Source organism: Pseudomonas sp. H2_A10, assembly GCF_054680085.1.
In genome coordinates, this window is the sequence record NZ_CP162821.1 from 2,049,200 (window position 1) to 2,067,756 (window position 18,557).

Sequence of the window (18,557 nt, forward strand, 5' to 3'; positions counted from 1 at the left end):
GGGTTATTCGGCCTTGGCCTGGTGCTTGACGATGATATCCACCAACCGCTTGGCGAGCGCCGGGTAGTTCTCGTCGAAGTGATGCCCACCTGGCAGTTTCAGTGCCTCACCCACAGCGGTCTTGTCGGTGCAGCCACTCTCGTCGACTTCTTCGGCGCCATAAATGCACACCACTTTCTCAGGCGGCAGCTTGGCCATTTCCGGCCCGGTGGCGGCTTCTTTGCCGGCATTGCCCAGCCAACCTTCCACTTCGATCTCAAAGCTGCCGGTACGGGCGAAGGCCAGCAGGATGATCGCATCGACCCGTTGCTGCTCGTTCTCCGGCATGCGGTTGTAGATCGCCGGCAGTACGTCGGCGCCGAACGAATAGCCGGTCAGTACGAAGCGCTTGGTGCCCCACTTCTGCCGGTAGTGCTGCATCAGTTCGGTGAGGTCCTTGGCGCTTTGTTCCGGGGTTTTGTGCTGCCAGTAGTAGCGCAGGGTGTCGATGCCGACCACCGGGTAGCCGATCTTGGCCATTTCACCCGCTACGTCGCGGTCCAGGTCACGCCAGCCGCCGTCACCGGAGAGGAACAGGGTGACCGTGTCTTTGGCCTGGCCAGCCGGTACTTCCACCACGGGAATCGCCAGCCCGCCGTTGTCCGAACCCACCAGTTGCTTGCGCAGTTCGTTATTCAGGACTTGCGGGTAATGAATGTCATAGTCGCTGATGCTCGTAGTCGCGCGTGGCGTGTCGCGTACGAAACTGGCGCTTTCATCGTCAGGGTTATCGTTCCACGCCACCAGCCAGTTGCCGTGAGCGGCGGTCTTGGGCAGCGGGTCCTTGCAGCCTTCCTGCACCAGAGCAAAGCCGACGGAGATGGCGTTGGCCTTGTCGTCGTTCTGGGTGGCCAGCCAGCGCCAGGCGAGGGCGGCGCCAGGGCCGATGCCGCTGACCAGCGTCGCCGGGCCCTTGAGCTGGCCCAGGGCGCTTTGCAGCGCTTGTTCCTGCAGCTTGCAGTCGTCTTTTGGCAGGATCACCTGGACGATCTGCGCCTTGCCCCCCTGGCTCAGCGTCATCAGTTGGCTGTCGGTCAGGGTTTCGTCGGCCATCACCGCTACGGCGACGCGTGCTTTGGCTGTGCCGACCGGAGTGACGCGGGTCATCACCGAACCATCGACCTGGGGCAGTTGCTCCAGGGTCGGCTGCGGGGCAGGGCGGTTCCAGAACCAAAAGCCACCGCCCAGGACCAGCGCGAGCAGCACTACAAAGGCCAATACATACCGCCAGGAGCGTCGAATCATCAGCGTTTCACCAATCCAGTCAAGCCGCCCGCGATCAGGGCGGCGGTATCGGCCAGTGCCACCAGCGGATCCAGTCCGGCGGGCACGGCCATGTAGCGGGGTTCCCAGTCGGGCTGGAACTTGTCTTTGAAGCGGCGCAAACCTTGGAAGTTATACAGTTGCTCGCCACGACGGAACACCATCGAACCCAGACGCTGGGTTAATGGCGCGCCCCGTCGCGGTTGCAGGCCCGACAATGGCACCATGCCCAGGCTGAAGCGGGCGTAGCCATGATTCTTATAGTGTTGAATCAGGCCGACCATCATGAACTCCATGGTCAGCTTGGGCGCGTCCGGGTGGGCACGCATCAGGTCGAGGCTGGCCAGGTCGTGGTTGTAGGTCTCGAGCAGGTTGGCGAAGGCCACCGGGCGCCCTTCGAAGCGAATGATCGCGATACGAAAATGCTTGAGGTAGTCGTCACTGAAGCGTCCCAGGGAAAAGCCTTTTTCGCGCACATTCTTACCGGTAAGCCAGGCGTCCGAGATAACTTTTAATTCATCCATCGGCGCGGTGCCCGGCTCGCAGATCTCCAGGGACAGGCCGTCCCGGGTGCCACGGTTCCAGGTGTAGCGCAAATCCTTCATCTCTTTGCCCTTGGCTTCAAGGTCAAAGCGTTTGAGGTCCACGCGCGCTTCTTCGCCCAGCTTGATCGCGGTAAGGCCGATGTCCATGTAGTACGGCAGGTTCTCCGCCCGCACCTGGTAGAACACCGGGCGCGCATGGTGGATGTCGCACAGGTCGCGGAACTGCCAGATCATCTCGGCGCGCGGTTGGGTCGGGCCGATCGGGTCGTACAGGGCCACCAGGCTGCGGCCGCGACGGGCATACATCAGGAAGGCTTCGTCGTTGGGGTGGAACAGCAGCGCCTTGTCGCCGGTCAGCGCCAGGCCGCCGTCGGGCTGTGACGAGGCCATCAGGATCTTGCTGGCGCGCTCCAGCTCTTGCGGCGTCGGCAGGTGGATCACCGGGCGAGCAGTGCGCAGCAGCCAGGTCAGCGAGACGATCACCAGCAGCACCGCAGCCCCGAGCAGTGAGCGCAGGCCACGTGGGGCGTTGGCGTCCAGGGTGAACTGCCACCACAGTTGATGGCTGTAAGGCACATCTTGATAGGCGAACAGCAGCAGCCAGATCGACGCGCCCAGCACGCAGACGCTGGCCACCAGGTAGAGCGGCGAGAACGGCAGTTCGGTGAGGCGGCTGGCGCGGTAGAACGAGCGCCGGAAGATCGCCAGCAGCACCGCGGTCATGGTCATCAGACTGGCTTCTTCCCAGTCGAAACCCTTGAGCAGCGAGAGCAGGGCGCCCGTCAGCAGCAGCACCATGGTCAGCATCCAGGCGGCTGACAAACGCCGGCGCAAGCCCTGGGCCAGCAGCAGGCACAGCACGCCGATCAGGCTGGCACCAAAGTGCGACGCATCAATCAGGCGGTGGGGAATCAGGAAACCGATGTTTTCCAGGCGTGAGTCGATCTCTGGCGTGGCGCCGGAAAACAGCAGGACCACGCCGGACAAAAAAACCAGTACGGCCAACACCGGCGCCGCCAGGCCCGAAGCCACGCGCAGGCTCTGTTGGGTCTGGAACAGTCGCTGGGCCTCATTGATCAGCAGGAATACACAGGCAATCAGCAGCGGCAGCACGACATAGATCATGCGGTACAGCAGCAGGGCGGCGGCCAATGGCGCGGCGCCGAGCTTGTCGGCGAAGGCTGCCAGCAGAATCGCCTCGAACACCCCCACGCCACCCGGTACATGGCTGAGTACGCCGGCGGCCAGGGCCAGCAGGTACACCAGCAGGAACGGGCCGAACGGCGGGGCTTCGGGCAGCAACATATAAAGAACGGTAGCGGCAGCGGCGACGTCGAGTGCGGTGATGACCAGTTGCAGGAGCGTCAGGCGCCGGCCAGGCAAGCGCAGGGTGCGACGGCCGGCCCTGACCAGCAGGTTGTCCGGATACGGTTGTTCCGGCAGGCGTCGGCGATAAATACCGATGCACAGCATCGCCGATAACAGCAGGACGGCACCGGCAACGCCGCCGAGTACAGTTTGCGGCAAATGCAGGTACGTCGATGCGGCCGGCAAATTGCTCAGTGTCGCCAGGGCGGCCAGCGGCGGCAGGGCGCAGCCCAGGGCCAGGCTGGCGAATACGGTCATATGGGCCACTTCCGACGCCCCGATGCCATGGCGCGCATATAAACGGTAGCGCACCGAGCCGCCCGAGAGCATCGACAGGCCGATGGCATTGCCGATGGCAAACGCGGTAAAGCCGCCCAGGGCCAAGGTTTTGGCGGGCAGGTTTACCCCGGCGTAACGTGCTCCGGAAAATTCGTAGCCCAACAGAATGACGAACCCGGCCACCGCTGCGGCGAATGCCCCCAGCAGCGCCGGCCTGGGCACGTCCAGGATCGAGTCGTGGAGGGCGTAGAGGTCCAGTTCCAGCAACAGGTGTCGGCAGGCGATCAGGGCAATTGCGAACAGCAGCAAGGTGACGGCCAGCCCGATGGGTTGCCGGTATTTGCTCAACAGATCCAGCCAGCGTAAGCGGGTGGGAGCGATCGGTTGTTCTGCTGTGACGGTGTCTTGTGGTTCAGACGAGTTGGCGCGCATCAATCACCTCGTGGATTGTGCGCGACAGGATGGAGGTATCCAGCCAAGTTACCAATCCCTATGGACAAAATAATTACAAATATTAACGCGGATCACCGGGTGCGGCGACTGCGGCCATTGGTCGTAGAGAAGTAAGCATGCTTGCGATGAGATGGACTCTACAAACCCTGTACGGTTTCATGAAAGATGCCATGTCATTGTTTCAAAAGAACTTTTTCGCCGGATACAAAAAAGGCCACTCTTTCGAGTAGCCTTTTTTGATGTTTGGTTGCGGGAGCCGGATTTGAACCGACGACCTTCGGGTTATGAGCCCGACGAGCTACCAGACTGCTCCATCCCGCGTCTGTGGGCGGCATTGTACAGTCCAACGCCGAGGTGTCAACCGTTAATCAACCAATGGGTCAAATAAGTGTGAATTGACTGCGCGGGCAACCTGACTTCGCGATTGAAAACACTTTGCCCCGATGCCGGCCGGATCAGGAAGCTGACACCCAGGCAAAACAAAAAAGGCCACTCTTTCGAGTAGCCTTTTTTGATGTTTGGTTGCGGGAGCCGGATTTGAACCGACGACCTTCGGGTTATGAGCCCGACGAGCTACCAGACTGCTCCATCCCGCGTCTGTGTGTCGGCATTCTACAGAGGAACGCGAGTGTGTCAACCCGAGATTGAAAGAAAAGCGCTTGTGGTTCAATCGGTTAGCTCTCCATTAGTGGCTGCATGACCGCTGCGGGCCAGTCCGGCCGGGGCTTTCAGCTCTATTGAAATGCCAAATTCGATTGAGAAAATAAATTTAGCTGGGAATTTTCCTACCGCTCAGACGGAAGATTCAAACTACTGGTGCTATATACAGGGGTGAATGCGATACTGGCGGCCCGTTGGATTGCCCTCTTTTATATGACTCAGCGCAAAATCATCCACGTCGACTGTGATTGCTTCTACGCCGCCATCGAGATGCGCGATGACCCGAGCCTGGCGCAAAAGCCGCTGGCGGTGGGGGGCTCGGCGGATCGGCGTGGGGTGATCGCCACTTGCAACTACGAAGCGCGGGCCTATGGGGTGCGCTCGACCATGTCGTCGCGCCATGCCTTAAAGCTGTGCCCGGACCTGACCATCGTCAAGCCGCGGATGGATGCCTATAAAGAAGCGTCAAAGGAAATCCAGCTGATCTTTCGCGATTACACCGATTTGATCGAGCCTTTGTCGCTGGATGAGGCCTACCTCGATGTCTCCGACAGCCCGCATTTTGGTGGCAGCGCCACGCGTATCGCCCAGGATATTCGCCGGCGGGTATCCAACCAGTTGCACATCACCGTGTCCGCAGGGGTGGCGCCGAACAAGTTCCTGGCGAAGATCGCCAGCGACTGGAAAAAGCCCAACGGCCTGTTCGTGATTACCCCGGACCAGGTCGAAGACTTTGTCTCCCAGTTGCGCGTGAGCAAATTGCACGGTGTAGGCAAGGTGACGGCCGATAAGCTGGCGCGCCTGGGTATTGAAGACTGCCTGCAACTGCGCGAGTGGAACAAGCTGGCGCTGGTGCGCGAATTCGGCAGTTTTGGTGAGCGACTCTGGAGCCTGGCTCGTGGGATCGATGACCGTTTGGTGCACAACGACAGTCGGCGACAATCCATCAGTGTGGAAAATACCTACGACGTCGACCTGCCCGATCTTTCAAGTTGCCTGGCAAAACTCCCCGAACTGATGGAAACCCTGGCCGGGCGCATGGCGCGCATCGACAGCAGTTACCGCGCAGGCAAGCCGTTTGTGAAGGTGAAGTTTCATGACTTTACCCAAACGACATTGGAGCAGGCGGGGGCGGGGAGGGATCTGGAGAGTTATCAACAGTTGCTGACCCAGGCATTTAACCGAGGTGGCAAGCCGGTGCGGCTGTTGGGGATTGGTGTGCGGCTGCTGGACTTGAGCGGCGGCAACGAACAGCTCGAATTCTCCTGGTAGAAACCGGAGTCGAAATGTGGGAGGGGGCTTGCTCCCGATTGCGGTGTGTCAGCTATGTATAAGCTGGCTGATGCACCGCTATCGGGAGCAAGCCCCCACACATTTGGATCTACAGCGTTTTTGAAGCCTCAGCGTGCTCCGGGATCCGCCACCAACCGCCCCGCATCCTTGGTCAGCGCTTGCAGAAATTCCTGCTGCAACTCCGGATCATTGCGGGTCAGTTCGATCAAGCTTTGTTCCAGTTCGCTGGCTTCTTCTTCCAGGCCCAGCTCCGAGAGGCGCTTGACCCGGTGAACCCACTGGCTGACTTCATCGTCTTCCAGGTCGTCATAGATCAGGCCGTGGGCTTCCAGCAATTTGCCGCGCAAGGCGCTGCTGATCGCCAGGGTCGAGTCCGAATGCACATCGTCCTGGCCATCTTCCACGCTGATTTTCAAGGTGGTGATGCGGTTCAGGTCCTGCTCGGCAAATGGGCTGTCCAACAGGTTCAGGCGCAGGACGCCGTTGCGGTCGGTGGTCAGCTCATGGGTTTGTTTGCCGGCGGTGACCTGTACCGGGCGCTCGCTCCACGGCAGGCTCGAATACTCCACGCGCTTGTCGCGCTGGACTTCATCGATACCCGCCAGGTTCTGTTGCGCACGGCCATGGGACTGCACGTTCATGAACGGGTTGAGGCCGTCCACGCCGTAGGTCAGCCAGTCGTGGGTCATGCTGGTAGGCAGGTGGCCGAGGGCGAAGATATTCGCCACGTTGGCACCCGCGCCCGCCACCAGCGCCACCGCACCCAGGGGCATCTCATAGAGTTTGCGCCAGGGTTGGTAGGGCGTGTAGCGGTCGTAACGACGGGTGACTTCGAATTCGGTGACCTCGAAGGTCTTCTGTTCGTGAATGCGCACCCGGCGTTGCGGCAGCTCAAGCACTTTGGGTTCGCCTACATCGATCTGCAGGCTGTGGTTGAGCAACTTACGCTCGACCCGCTCCTCGTGCTCACTGCGTTGCGACATCTGGTTGGCGCAGCCGCTGACCAGCAGGGCGCCGCACAAGGCGGCGCCCCCCAGGGCTCTGGTGTTTCGCTTGAACATGACTTCTCTTGATCTGGTTTTCAGCGACGAATACGCGCCTGAAGGAAAGACAGCACGTCAGCCACCGGCAACGGTTGGGCTTCGGCTTCGGTCCGGCTCTTGTATTCCAGATTGCCATCAGCCAGGCCGCGGTCACTGACCACGATGCGGTGTGGGATGCCAATCAGTTCCATGTCGGCGAACTTGATGCCCGGGCTGGTTTTCTTGTCCCGGTCATCGAGCAACACTTCAAAACCGGCTGCCGTGAGTTCGGCATACAGTTTGTCGGTGGCTTCGCGTACTTGCTCGGTTTCGTAACGCAGCGGCACCAGGGCAACCTGGAACGGCGCCAGGGCGTCACTCCAGATGATGCCTTTCTCGTCGTTGTTCTGCTCGATGGCAGCGGCAACCACGCGGGACACGCCAATGCCGTAGCAACCCATGTCCAGGGTGATCGGCTTGCCGTTTTCGCCCAGCACTTCGCACTTCATCGCCTTGCTGTACTTGTTGCCCAACTGGAAGATGTGCCCGACTTCGATGCCGCGCTTGATTTCCAGGGTGCCCTTGCCATCCGGGCTTGGGTCACCGGCCACGACGTTGCGCAGGTCGGCCACGGTCGGCACCGGCAGGTCTCGCTCCCAGTTCACGCCGAAGTAGTGCTTGTCGTCGATGTTCGCGCCGATGCCGAAATCGCTCATCAGTTCGACCGAGCGGTCGATGATGATCGGCAGCGGCAGGTTCAGCGGGCCGAGGGAACCGGCGCCGGCGCCAATGGCGTCGCGCAGTTCGGCATCGGTGGCCATGACCAGCGGGCTGGCCACGCCAGGTTGCTGGGCCGCCTTGATTTCGTTGAGTTCGTGGTCGCCACGGATCACCAGGGCGATCAGCTTGCCTTCTTCCTCGGCGTGCACGATCAGGGTCTTGATGGTCTTTTCAATCGGCAGATTGAATTTCTCCACCAGGGCCGCGATGGTCTTGGTGTCCGGGGTATCCACCAGGCGCAGCTCTTCAGTTGGGGCTGGGCGCGAGGTTTCACGCGGCACGGCTTCGGCTTTCTCGATATTCGCCGCGTAGTCGGAGCCGTTGCTGAAGGCGATGTCGTCTTCGCCGGACTCGGCCAGCACGTGGAACTCGTGGGAGCCGGCGCCGCCGATGGAACCGTTGTCCGCTTCAACCGCGCGGAACTTCAGGCCCAGGCGTGTGAATACGTTGCAGTAGACCTGGTGCATGCGGTCGTAGGTCGCCTGCAGCGAAGCCTGGTCGGCGTGGAACGAATAGGCGTCCTTCATGATGAACTCACGGCCGCGCATCAAACCGAAGCGTGGGCGGATTTCATCACGGAATTTGGTCTGGATCTGATACAGGTTCAGCGGCAGCTGTTTGTAGCTGCTCAGCTCGTTGCGCATCAGGTCGGTGATCACTTCTTCATGGGTCGGGCCGGCGCAGAAGTCGCGGCCATGACGGTCCTTGAAGCGCAGCAACTCAGGGCCGTACTCTTCCCAGCGCCCGGATTCCTGCCACAGTTCAGCCGGTTGGGTGCTCGGCATCAACACTTCCAGAGAACCGGCAGCGTTCATTTCTTCACGAACGATGGCTTCGACCTTGCGCATCACCTTCAGGCCCATGGGCAACCAGGTGTACAGGCCCGAGGCCAGTTTGCGGATCATGCCGGCGCGCAGCATCAACTGATGGCTGATCACGACCGCGTCGGAAGGCGTTTCTTTCTGTGTGGCGAGCAAATATTGACTGGTGCGCATGGTAGGCCGTTGTCGGTTGCTGGGCTTGAAATGACTTGGGATTGTACGGGCGCAAACTGCTGGAGTACAGGCGTCAGAATGCAGAGGGGTCTGTGGGAGGGGGCTTGCTCCCGATAGCAGGGTCAGGCGCTTATAGCGCACTGGCCCACCGCTATCGGGAGCAAGCCCCCTCCACATTGACCGAGTTGTGTCAGTCTTCGGCGGGTGGGTTCAACCGAATCCGCCGGTTTTCCTGATACCAGTGCAACGCAATCAGCAGCAGCGTTGGCACACCCAGCAGGCAGGTAATCATAAAGAAGTTGTGATAGCCGAACTTCTCCACCATCACGCCCGAATACCCGCCGATGAGGCGTGGCAGCAATAGCATGATCGAGCTGAGCAGCGCATATTGGGTGGCGGAGAACTTGAGGTTGGTCAGGCTCGACAGGTAGGCCACAAACGCCGACGTGGCCAGGCCCGAGCTGAAGTTGTCCAGGGAGATGGTGAAGATCAGCATCTGCAGGTCCGGGCCCATGTCGGCAAGCATCACGAACAGCAGGTTGGTGCCGGCCGACGTCACACCGCCGATAAACAGGATCGGCAGGATGCCGAAACGCACGATCAACAGGCCGCCCATGCCGGCGCCGAGCAGGGTCATGATCAGGCCGAAGATCTTGCTGACCCCGGCAATCTGGTCCTTGGTAAAGCCCTGGTCGATATAGAACACGTTGGCCATCACGCCCATCACGGTGTCGGACATGCGATAGGTGGCGATCAACCCCAGCAACAGCAGGGCCTGCCAGCGGTAGCGCAGGATAAAGTCATTGACCGGCGTCAGCACCGGCGCAAGCCCACGGCGGCCCATGGCCGAAAGGCATAAGGCGGTCAGCGTGATATAGAGGATGGCGCGCAGGAAGGCGCGGTCTTCCATCAGCAGGTCCCACAGGCTGACACCCTGGAACAGTACACTGGCGAAATCGGTGTTGAACAGTTGGGTAAACATCGCCGGAACCGACACCAGCAGCACAATCAGCACAAACACCGATACCAGTTGGTGCACAAAACTGTAGCGTCCGGCCTGCAACTGGGTGCGCAATGGCACATTCGGTTCGCGCATGAGCAGCGTGGTCAGCAGCGCCGGGATCATCAGCACGCCGAACAGCACGTAGGTGCCGGTCCAGGCCGCGTGTTTATAGTTGAAACCGGTGGAGCCGAAGCCTTCGGCAAAGAACAGCGCGCCGGCCGTGGCCAGCAGGGCGGCGATGCGGTAGCCGGACATATAGCTGGCGGCCAAGGCGGCCTGGCGGCTGTCGTCGGCGATTTCCAGGCGATAGGCATCGACCGCGATGTCTTGGGTGGCGGAGGCGAAGGCCACGACCACGGCAATAGCGATCAGCCAGGACAGGTGTTTCTGTGGGTCGCAGAAGCCCATGCCGATCAATCCGAGGATCACCAGCGACTGGGACAAGACCAGCCAGGAACGTCGACGTCCGAGTTTGCCGAGCAGCGGCAGGCGCCATTGGTCGAGCAGCGGCGACCAGACCCATTTGAAGGCGTACGCCAAACCGATCAGGCTTGCATAGCCGATGGTCTCGCGGGCCACACCGGCCTCGCGCAGCCACACCGAAAGCGTCGAGAACACCAACATGTAAGGCAAGCCGGCGGCAAAGCCGAGCAACAACAGCACTAACGTCGAGGGGCTGGCATAGGCAGCGAGCGCGGCGCGCCAGGTTTTACGGGGCATGGGCTGGAGTCTGCCTCAGGTTTGCGAAAACAAAGCGCGCACTCTAACCGCTGTGCTCTACCGGGCGCCAGCCATGGCGCTGAATATCCACGCGATTGTTGCGCACCGTGACGCCTTCATCGCGCAAACGCGCGCGCTGCTCGTCGCCCGAGGCACTGCCCGCCGGCAGACTTATCCGACCACCGGCACCCAGCACGCGGTGCCAGGGCAGTCGGCTGTCCTCGGGCAGTTGGCTCAAGGTGCGCCCGACCCACCGAGCCGCGCGCCCCAGCCCAGCCAGTTGCGCCAGTTCGCCGTAGCTCACCACGCAGCCAGCGGGGACTTGCGCCAAAGTCAGGTAGAGCGCGGTGCGGCGCATTTCGGCGGGGGTTTGGGCTGATTGATTCACTGTGGTGCTATCCGGTTTATGGCGCGATCCGTTGAAATCGTCGGCATATTTGTAAGAAACGTCTGTAAACATGGTGGTGAGCGTTGAACTCAACCCCGATCCTTGAGTCAGTCCTTGCTCAGACGTTATCTAACACGATAATGCCCTCTTTTTGCCAAAGCCCGAGCCTCGAATACGCTTATGTTGTCCAGAACCCTGCTGTGCCTAGCTGTTCTCAGCGCCTCAACCCCCTTGCTAGCAGACACCGTCTGGTTGAAGAACGGTGACCGCCTGACCGGCAAGATCAAGGTCTTCGACGGCGGTAAGCTGTTGATCCAGACCGATTACGCCGGCGCCATCCCGGTGGACTGGAAGCAGGTCAAGACCCTCGAAAGTGAACAGGAACTGCTGGTCAAGCAGGATGCCTATACCGGCGAAAAGGCCAAGTCCCTGCAGGCTGCGGATGACGGCAAAGTAGTGCTGGCCAATGGCGAGGCGCCCAAGACCGTCGAACTGGCCAGCATCCAGCAAATCATCAAGCCCAAGCCGGTGATTGAAGACCTGGTGTGGAAGGGCAACGTCGACATGGCGCTGGACTATAAGCGCGCCGAGAAAGATACCAACGATTACGACATCGATTTCAAGACCACCGCGCGTCATGGCCAATGGCGTCACACTGGCCAGGGCGAATACAACCGCGAGTTCCAGGATGATGTGAGCACCACGGACAACTGGGCGCTGGAATACGACCTGGACCGTTTCCTCACCGAGCACTGGTTCTGGCAGGGGCGTTTGACCTACAAGCGCGACAAAGTCGAAGACCTCGCCCGCCAACGCACCGTCGGTACCGGCCCGGGGTACCAGTTCTGGGACGACGAGTTGGGGGCGTTCTCCCTCGGTTCGCTGGTCAACCGTACCGACTATGAATATGCCGAAGGCGGTAAAGACAACTTCTATTCGGTGGCCATGAAATGGAATTACAACCGCTACCTGGTGGGCAAGACCGTCGAGTTCTTCACCAATGGGGAACTGGGCCGGCCGATCGATGGGCCCGTCGACTACTCTCTCGATGCTGAGATGGGCCTGCGCTACAAAGTCACCGAATGGGCATCGCTCAACCTCAAGGCCGAGCGCGACATGATCAGCGGCGACTCCGAAAGCAGCTTGAGCAAGACCCGCTACACCGCAGGCTTCGGCGTGGCCTGGTAATCGAGTCCCTGGCAACCGGTGCGTATATTGATTACCGTGTGTTGAGATCGATTCCCATAGACTGTGGGCGGCTGAATACCCGAGGAGTCATACGTTGAGCGCACAGGTTGCCAAGAACGCCCGAGAGCTGTTGCTCAAGGAATACCGTGGAGCCCTCTCCACATTATCCAAGGCCATGCCTGGCTTCCCGTTCGGTTCGGTGGTGCCTTACTGCCTGGACGAACTGGGCCGCCCGCTGATCCTGATCAGCCGCATCGCCCAACACACCCACAACCTGCAGAAAGACCCCAAGTGCTCGCTGTTGGTGGGCGAGCGCGAGGCGGATGATGTGCAGGCGGTGGGGCGCCTGACCTATCTGGCCGAAGCCGAGAAGCTGGAAGACACCGCTGCCATTGAAGCGGCCGCCGAGCGTTACTACCGCTACTTTCCTGATTCGGCCAATTACCACAAGGCTCACGATTTCGACTTTTGGGTGCTCAAGCCGGTTCGCCACCGCTATATCGGCGGCTTTGGCGCGATTCACTGGATCGACCAGTTGAGCCTGACCAACCCGTTCTTCGGCAAGGCCGAGCGCAGTATGGTCGACCACATGAACAGCGATCACGCCAAGGCAATTGCTCACTATGTCGACCTGGCGGGGCTGCCCGCCTCCGAGCCGGCGCAACTGGCCGGCATCGACAGCGAGGGCATGCACCTGCGCATTGGCCAATCACTGTACTGGTTGCCCTTTGCCGAGTCTTGCAACACTCCGACACAAGTGCGCGAAGCCCTCGTTTCATTGGCTCATGCCCAGGCATGGCCAAAAAAAGAACCGGCTTCAGCTTGAATTCAGGCAGGGGTGGCGGCATCTAGTGTGTACTTGCAAGGCATTCTTGCGTTGAGGAACTCTTTTGATGCGCCCTTTTTTATTGCTCTTTCTGCTGTTCCCGGTGTTGGAGCTGTTCGTATTCGTTCAAGTCAGCAGTGCGATCGGCTTTTTCCCGGCCCTGTTGCTGATCATTCTCGGCTCGATGCTCGGCGTTCTGGTGCTGCGCGTCGCCGGGCTGGCGACGGCGCTGCGTGCCCGTGAAAGCCTGAACCGCGGCGAGCTGCCGGCCCAGACCATGCTCGAAGGCCTGATGATGGCCCTGGCGGGTGGCCTATTGATCCTGCCGGGTTTTATCAGCGATGTGATCGGCCTGGTCATGCTGCTGCCGTTCACCCGCAAACTGCTGGCCGGCAAGATGCGCCAGCGCGCCGAAGAAGCGGCGATACGCCAACGAGCGTTCGCCGACGACCTGCAATCGCGCGGTGGCCCGGTTCCACGCGAGCCGCTGGGGCGCGAAGGCGATGTGATTGAAGGCGAGTTCGAGCACCGCGACAGCAAATAACTGCTTCATCGGCACGGCACCTTTGGGTGCCGTGTTGCATTTCCCCGGCCGCAGACACAAAAAATTTCATCTACGCCCCCTTGTAATCAGCTTATGCGCCCTTATGTATCGGTCACCGCAAGGTTTCTGGTGGTGACACTAGACAGACTTCCGCGTTTCGCCCAGCGAACCGCGACCGGCACCGCCGGAATTTAACCCGCCGGAATTGATACCGGCCGATGAAAAACACAATTAGGAGAGATCGACAATGAGCAAGCTTCGTCCTCTGCACGACCGCGTCGTCATCCGTCGCAGCGAAGAAGAAAAGAAAACCGCTGGCGGCATCGTTCTGCCAGGTTCGGCTGCTGAAAAAGCCAACCACGGTGTGATCGTCGCTGCGGGCCCAGGCAAGACCCTGGAAAACGGTGATGTCCGCGCACTGGCCGTGAAAGTGGGTGACAAGGTTGTTTTCGGCCCTTACTCCGGCAGCAATACTGTGAAAATCGACGGCGAAGACCTGCTGGTGATGGCTGAGAACGAAATTCTCGCCGTACTCGAAGGCTGATTTCCCGCTCATTTTCCCGTTACTACAAAGTATTTAAGGAATATCGATCATGGCTGCTAAAGAAGTTAAATTCGGCGACTCCGCCCGCAAGAAAATGCTCACCGGTGTCAACATCCTGGCTGACGCAGTAAAAGCGACCCTGGGCCCGAAAGGCCGTAACGTGATCATCGAGAAGAGCTTCGGCGCTCCGACCATCACCAAGGACGGCGTTTCCGTAGCCAAAGAAATCGAACTGGAAGACCGTTTCGAGAACATGGGCGCGCAGCTGGTCAAAGACGTTGCCTCCCGTGCCAACGATGACGCAGGCGACGGCACCACCACCGCTACCGTTCTGGCTCAGGCCATCGTCAACGAAGGCTACAAGGCCGTCGCTGCCGGCATGAACCCGATGGACCTCAAGCGCGGCATCGACAAGGCGACCATCGCCATCGTTGCCGAGCTGAAAAACCTGTCCAAGCCATGCGCTGACACCAAGGCTATCGCCCAGGTGGGTACTATTTCCGCCAACTCCGACAGCTCCATCGGCGACATCATTGCCGAAGCCATGGAAAAAGTCGGCAAAGAAGGCGTGATCACCGTTGAAGAAGGCTCGGGCCTGGAAAACGAACTGTCGGTTGTAGAAGGCATGCAGTTCGACCGTGGCTACCTGTCCCCGTACTTCGTCAACAAACCAGACACCATGGTTGCTGAGCTGGACAGCCCGCTGATCCTGCTGGTCGACAAAAAGATCTCCAACATCCGCGAAATGCTGCCAGTACTGGAAGCCGTGGCCAAAGCCGGCCGCCCACTGCTGATCGTTTCCGAAGACGTTGAAGGCGAAGCCCTGGCCACTCTGGTTGTGAACAACATGCGTGGCATCGTCAAAGTCGCAGCCGTCAAGGCTCCAGGCTTCGGCGACCGTCGCAAGGCCATGCTGCAGGACATCGCCGTATTGACCGGCGGTACCGTTATCTCCGAAGAGATCGGCCTGAGCCTGGAAAGCGCCACCTTGGAAAACCTGGGTAGCGCCAAGCGCGTGACCATCTCCAAGGAAAACACCATCATCGTTGACGGTGCTGGCGTTGAAAGCGACATCGAGTCCCGTATCGCCCAGATCCGTGCGCAGGTTGCTGAAACCTCCTCGGACTACGACCGTGAAAAACTGCAGGAGCGTCTGGCCAAGCTGTCCGGCGGCGTTGCAGTGATCAAGGTTGGCGCCGGTTCCGAAGTTGAAATGAAAGAGAAGAAAGCCCGCGTTGAAGACGCCCTGCACGCAACCCGCGCAGCCGTCGAAGAAGGCGTGGTACCTGGCGGTGGCGTTGCGCTGATCCGTGCTCTGGAAGCCCTGACCGGCCTGACCGGCGACAACGCTGACCAGAACGTCGGTATCGCTGTGCTGCGTCGTGCTGTTGAAGCACCGCTGCGCCAGATCGCTGCCAACTCCGGCGACGAGCCAAGCGTTGTGGTTAACGAAGTCAAGAACGGCAAAGGTAACTACGGTTACAACGCTGCGACTGGCGTCTACGGCGACATGATCGAAATGGGCATCCTGGACCCTACCAAGGTGACCCGTTCGGCGCTGCAAGCAGCATCCTCCATCGGCGGTCTGATCCTGACCACCGAAGCGGCGATCGCTGATGCACCGAAGAAAGAAGGCTCGGCTGGCGGCGGTATGCCAGACATGGGCGGCATGGGTGGCATGGGCGGCATGATGTAAGCCAGCCTTACCCCTGTACTGAAAAAGCCCCGCCTGCAGTGATGCAGGCGGGGCTTTTTTGTGCGCGCTGTCTGAGGTTCAGCGCGGCGCCAAGGGCCTCGATGGCCGATACAGCAACAAACCATACAGGCCCAGGCAGATCAGCCAGCAAAAAATCGCCGTCCACACATTGTGGGAAAAGAAGTGCGCCCCTTGCAGCATGCGGCTCACTGAAAAGATGCTGCCCAAGCCGACCGCGAAGAGGAATGCGTAGCGGGCCATCCGCGGCTTGCGGTCACGCAGTGCAAAAAACAGCGCGAACAGGGCGAACCCGGTGGCCGCATGGCCGCCGGGCCAACAGCGCCCGGGTTTATCGGTGGCGGGGCGATGGCTCAACAGTGTGCTGTAGGTTTCCTCGCCACCGAACTCCTTGAGGCTCCACGGGCACTGCACGCCGGTCAGGGTTTTCAACGGTGAAACAAAGGCGGTCGCCAGTCCAAGGGACAGCACCAGGCAGCCCAGTTCGCGGCGGTAGGGCTTGAGGCGTTGCAGGATAAATGTGCCGACAAACCCCAGGATTGCCATGACCGAAAACAGGATCACCAACTGCTTGGCGCGGTCATGCAGGATGTCTTCGAGCAAGAAGCTGTAGCGACCGACGAAGCCGCCCTCCGCCGCGTTGTAGAACCGTTTGGCGAGAGCCATGTCCAGTGGCGTCAGCTCCAGCAACAGCAATGCCAGCGCGGCGGCGGCGGGAATGCCCAGGTATAGCCGAAAATCAAGCGGCTTGGAAGCCGGCGCAACGGGAGGGGATGGCATGGCGGACCTTGATCGAAGACGTCCCGCACTCACCTGTGCGGGACGCTCTGTTTAGCGTGTGCTCAGCGCTGGGGCCTCGTCCTTGTGCCCCCTCCAACTCAGCAATTGTTGTTTGAACCCATAGCTGGCGGCCTGGTAGTAGGTGATCGCGCGCTGGATTAATGGATCATCGCTGTTCACCCGCAATTCCTGGCTCTCACCCAGGGCTTGGTCATGGCGACGCAGGCCCAGGCGTGGGCTGAGGATCGCCAGGTCCGTGCCGTCGAACAACCCCAGATGCTGGTAGTTGCCGACCACGACCCGAGGCGGCAGTGGGTTGTCCTGCAGCAGGTTGCGGCCAAAGAAGGTCGACTCGTAGCTCAGGTTGATCAGGCCCAACAGCGTCGGCGCAATGTCGATCTGGCTGGCCAATTGCGCGGTTTCCCGGGCATCGATCAGCGTTGGCGCATAGATGAACAAGGGGATCTGATAGTTGGTGATGGGCAGGTCTTCCTTGCCCGCGCTGCCGGCGGTGTGGTCGGCGACGAACACAAAGATCGTGTTATCGAACCACGGTTTCTTGCGCGCAGCGGCGAGGAATTCGCCGATGGCGTGGTCGGTGTATTTCACCGCGCCGTCGCGACCATTGCCGGATTTGATGTCGATGCGCCCATCCGGATAGGTGTAGGGACGATGATTGGAGGTGGTCATCAGTTGCAGCAAAAACGGCTGCTGCCTGGCGTAGTCGGCGTCGGCGAGCTTGAGGGTCTGTTTGTAGAGATCTTCGTCGGCCATGCCCCAGGCGTTTTTAAACGAAATTTCCGCTTCGGGCACGCTGCTCTGGTCTACGACCCGGTAACCGTTACCGCTGAAAAACGCGTTCATATTGTCGAAGTAACCGCGCCCGCCGTAGACGAACACGCTGTCGTAGCCGATGGCGGAGAGTTGTTGTCCGAGGCTGGCGAACCCGCTCTCGCGGCCAATGCGCTTGACGATCGAGCGCCCCGGCGTCGGAGGGATCGCCAGGGTGATGGCCTCAAGGCCTCGATCGGTACGGGTGCCGGTGGCGTAGAAATTATTGAAATACAGGCTTTGTTTACGCAGCTCATCCAGGTTAGGCGTGAGGTTGCGCCCATCGCCATTGCTGCCCATGTACTTGGCGCTGAAACTTTCGATGGTCACCAGCACGATGTTGGGTTTGCGCAAGGTGCCGGGGTTGCTGATCTCGCGCCGGATATCCAGCGGGTCCTGGCCGACGAAGCGGGCGTTGGGTTCGCTGAGTTCGGCGCGCAATTGCTGGGCGACCACGTCGGTTGGCAAGGTTTTGTAGAACTGGGTGTAGTCCAGCTCGTTGTTACGGAACGCGGCGAAAAACTGATAGGGGCCGTTACTCGCCAGCTCGTTCTTGTAGGCGTTGCCGCCCTGGGTGCGCGGGCTGTCCTGACTGATCAGTTGCAGGCTGAGGCCGGCGACGACCAGCAGCGCCACGGCGTTCAACACGCGGCCGCGCAGGGCCGGCAGCGGAGCGTTCATCGCCGCGTTGAACGGTTTGCGCAGCGCCAGGCTCAGCACAATGGCCAGCATCGCCAGCAGGCTCAGCAGCTTGCCGATCGGGTAGGACTCCAGCAGGTTGTTCAGCACCTCGTCGGAATACACCAGGTAATCGACGGCAATAAAGTTGAAGCGCACACCGAACTCGTCCCAGAACAGCCATTCGGCGACCGCGGTGAACAGCATGGCGAACAGGCTCACGGTCAACACCGCCTGCAGGAACCAGCGGTGTCCACGGCGGCGCCACAGTCCCGCAGGGCAGAGCAGTAAGTAAAGTCCCAGCGGCAGCGCCGCATAGGCCAGGAAACCCAGATCGTAGAGCACACCGACGCCAAACACCGGCAGCAGGTTGCCGCCGACTTCGTCCAGGTGAGTAATGAGCAGCACGCTGCGAGTGAGCAGGAAAACCACCAGCCAGGCACCGGTGATCAACTGCAGATAGCGCATTGGCGCCGATTTGAAAAACCCCATGTCCATGTTCCTTATATCAATGGGCGGCGATATTCGTCCTGACGCTGTAGTCAGTTTGTGAAGCTATAGTGAAAAACTCGTTGAACGGTTGAATCGGTTGAAAACCCTTATCGACGCACCTTCCGGCTCTATCCCTGAGCCCCGCTTGGCCT

At 60.3% G+C, this 18,557-nt stretch carries 14 protein-coding genes and 2 tRNA genes; 6 read left to right on the forward strand and 10 right to left on the reverse strand.

Features of this window, described 5'->3' with window-relative positions:
• Positions 1-3: 3 nt before the first annotated feature.
• From AB4O23_RS09420 to AB4O23_RS09435, 4 genes are all read right to left on the reverse strand, one after another.
• Positions 4-1,284, reverse strand: coding sequence for a virulence factor family protein (locus AB4O23_RS09420; protein WP_460069856.1), 1,281 nt, complete (start codon positions 1,282-1,284; stop codon positions 4-6).
• Complete coding sequence (gene mprF / locus AB4O23_RS09425; protein ID WP_017529966.1) at positions 1,284-3,926, reverse strand: bifunctional lysylphosphatidylglycerol flippase/synthetase MprF; 2,643 nt, start codon at positions 3,924-3,926, stop codon at positions 1,284-1,286. The genes AB4O23_RS09420 and mprF overlap by 1 nt, the downstream gene beginning before the upstream one ends.
• A gap of 265 nt (positions 3,927-4,191) precedes the next feature.
• Positions 4,192-4,268, reverse strand: a tRNA-Met gene (locus AB4O23_RS09430).
• A gap of 198 nt (positions 4,269-4,466) precedes the next feature.
• Positions 4,467-4,543: transfer RNA gene (locus tag AB4O23_RS09435), tRNA-Met, on the reverse strand.
• Positions 4,544-4,820: 277 nt separating this feature from the next.
• Here AB4O23_RS09435 and dinB point away from each other — a divergent pair.
• Positions 4,821-5,879 carry a DNA polymerase IV gene (dinB, locus tag AB4O23_RS09440; RefSeq protein WP_460150447.1) on the forward strand — a complete coding sequence of 353 codons (1,059 nt, stop codon included), beginning with the start codon at positions 4,821-4,823 and terminating at the stop codon, positions 5,877-5,879.
• A 128-nt stretch (positions 5,880-6,007) separates the two neighbouring features.
• Here dinB and AB4O23_RS09445 read toward each other — a convergent pair whose 3' ends face one another.
• The 4 genes from AB4O23_RS09445 to AB4O23_RS09460 all read right to left on the reverse strand — a co-directional run bounded on the left by AB4O23_RS09445 (position 6,008) and on the right by AB4O23_RS09460 (position 10,778).
• A complete protein-coding gene (locus AB4O23_RS09445) occupies positions 6,008-6,961 on the reverse strand; it encodes a hypothetical protein (RefSeq protein WP_017529283.1) in 954 nt (317 codons plus the stop codon).
• A gap of 20 nt (positions 6,962-6,981) precedes the next feature.
• Positions 6,982-8,697 carry a proline--tRNA ligase gene (locus AB4O23_RS09450; protein WP_460150449.1) on the reverse strand — a complete coding sequence of 572 codons (1,716 nt, stop codon included), beginning with the start codon at positions 8,695-8,697 and terminating at the stop codon, positions 6,982-6,984.
• A gap of 190 nt (positions 8,698-8,887) precedes the next feature.
• On the reverse strand, positions 8,888-10,420 hold the full coding sequence (locus AB4O23_RS09455; protein ID WP_017529281.1) for an AmpG family muropeptide MFS transporter: 1,533 nt from the start codon (positions 10,418-10,420) through the stop codon (positions 8,888-8,890).
• Between the two features lie 43 nt (positions 10,421-10,463).
• Positions 10,464-10,778, reverse strand: a complete 315-nt coding sequence (locus AB4O23_RS09460; RefSeq protein WP_050554005.1) for an MGMT family protein — start codon at positions 10,776-10,778, stop codon at positions 10,464-10,466.
• A gap of 210 nt (positions 10,779-10,988) precedes the next feature.
• On the opposite strand from AB4O23_RS09460, the gene AB4O23_RS09465 reads away from it, so the two are divergent.
• The 5 genes from AB4O23_RS09465 to groL all read left to right on the forward strand — a co-directional run bounded on the left by AB4O23_RS09465 (position 10,989) and on the right by groL (position 15,606).
• Positions 10,989-11,996 (forward strand): DUF481 domain-containing protein, encoded by a 1,008-nt coding sequence (locus tag AB4O23_RS09465; RefSeq protein ID WP_267864430.1) that lies wholly within the window; start codon positions 10,989-10,991, stop codon positions 11,994-11,996.
• 94 nt (positions 11,997-12,090) lie between these two features.
• The gene (locus AB4O23_RS09470; protein ID WP_217855345.1) at positions 12,091-12,822 is read left to right on the forward strand and encodes a HugZ family pyridoxamine 5'-phosphate oxidase; all 732 of its coding nucleotides are present in this window, start codon (positions 12,091-12,093) and stop codon (positions 12,820-12,822) included.
• Positions 12,823-12,889: 67 nt separating this feature from the next.
• Positions 12,890-13,366, forward strand: coding sequence for an FxsA family protein (locus AB4O23_RS09475; RefSeq protein WP_460062957.1), 477 nt, complete (start codon positions 12,890-12,892; stop codon positions 13,364-13,366).
• 247 nt (positions 13,367-13,613) lie between these two features.
• The gene (locus AB4O23_RS09480) at positions 13,614-13,910 is read left to right on the forward strand and encodes a co-chaperone GroES (RefSeq protein ID WP_017529276.1); all 297 of its coding nucleotides are present in this window, start codon (positions 13,614-13,616) and stop codon (positions 13,908-13,910) included.
• 49 nt (positions 13,911-13,959) lie between these two features.
• Complete coding sequence (groL, locus tag AB4O23_RS09485; RefSeq protein ID WP_017529275.1) at positions 13,960-15,606, forward strand: chaperonin GroEL; 1,647 nt, start codon at positions 13,960-13,962, stop codon at positions 15,604-15,606.
• A gap of 78 nt (positions 15,607-15,684) precedes the next feature.
• On the opposite strand, the gene AB4O23_RS09490 is transcribed toward groL, so the two are convergent.
• Both AB4O23_RS09490 and AB4O23_RS09495 read right to left on the reverse strand, forming a co-directional pair.
• The gene (locus tag AB4O23_RS09490) at positions 15,685-16,404 is read right to left on the reverse strand and encodes a phosphatase PAP2 family protein (protein WP_460069853.1); all 720 of its coding nucleotides are present in this window, start codon (positions 16,402-16,404) and stop codon (positions 15,685-15,687) included.
• Between the two features lie 51 nt (positions 16,405-16,455).
• Entirely contained in the window at positions 16,456-18,405 is a 1,950-nt protein-coding gene (locus AB4O23_RS09495) for an LTA synthase family protein (RefSeq protein ID WP_065876664.1), read from the reverse strand.
• Positions 18,406-18,557 lie beyond the last annotated feature (152 nt).

Coding starts and splice junctions, on each gene's coding strand:
- AB4O23_RS09420 (WP_460069856.1), bottom strand. CDS start 1,284: ATGATTCGACGCTCCTGGCGGTATGTATTGGCCTTTGTAGTGCTGCTC.
- mprF (WP_017529966.1), bottom strand. CDS start 3,926: ATGCGCGCCAACTCGTCTGAACCACAAGACACCGTCACAGCAGAACAA.
- dinB (WP_460150447.1), top strand. CDS start 4,821: ATGACTCAGCGCAAAATCATCCACGTCGACTGTGATTGCTTCTACGCC.
- AB4O23_RS09445 (WP_017529283.1), bottom strand. CDS start 6,961: ATGTTCAAGCGAAACACCAGAGCCCTGGGGGGCGCCGCCTTGTGCGGC.
- AB4O23_RS09450 (WP_460150449.1), bottom strand. CDS start 8,697: ATGCGCACCAGTCAATATTTGCTCGCCACACAGAAAGAAACGCCTTCC.
- AB4O23_RS09455 (WP_017529281.1), bottom strand. CDS start 10,420: ATGCCCCGTAAAACCTGGCGCGCCGCGCTCGCTGCCTATGCCAGCCCC.
- AB4O23_RS09460 (WP_050554005.1), bottom strand. CDS start 10,778: ATGCGCCGCACCGCGCTCTACCTGACTTTGGCGCAAGTCCCCGCTGGC.
- AB4O23_RS09465 (WP_267864430.1), top strand. CDS start 10,989: ATGTTGTCCAGAACCCTGCTGTGCCTAGCTGTTCTCAGCGCCTCAACC.
- AB4O23_RS09475 (WP_460062957.1), top strand. CDS start 12,890: ATGCGCCCTTTTTTATTGCTCTTTCTGCTGTTCCCGGTGTTGGAGCTG.
- AB4O23_RS09480 (WP_017529276.1), top strand. CDS start 13,614: ATGAGCAAGCTTCGTCCTCTGCACGACCGCGTCGTCATCCGTCGCAGC.
- groL (WP_017529275.1), top strand. CDS start 13,960: ATGGCTGCTAAAGAAGTTAAATTCGGCGACTCCGCCCGCAAGAAAATG.
- AB4O23_RS09490 (WP_460069853.1), bottom strand. CDS start 16,404: ATGCCATCCCCTCCCGTTGCGCCGGCTTCCAAGCCGCTTGATTTTCGG.
- AB4O23_RS09495 (WP_065876664.1), bottom strand. CDS start 18,405: ATGGGGTTTTTCAAATCGGCGCCAATGCGCTATCTGCAGTTGATCACC.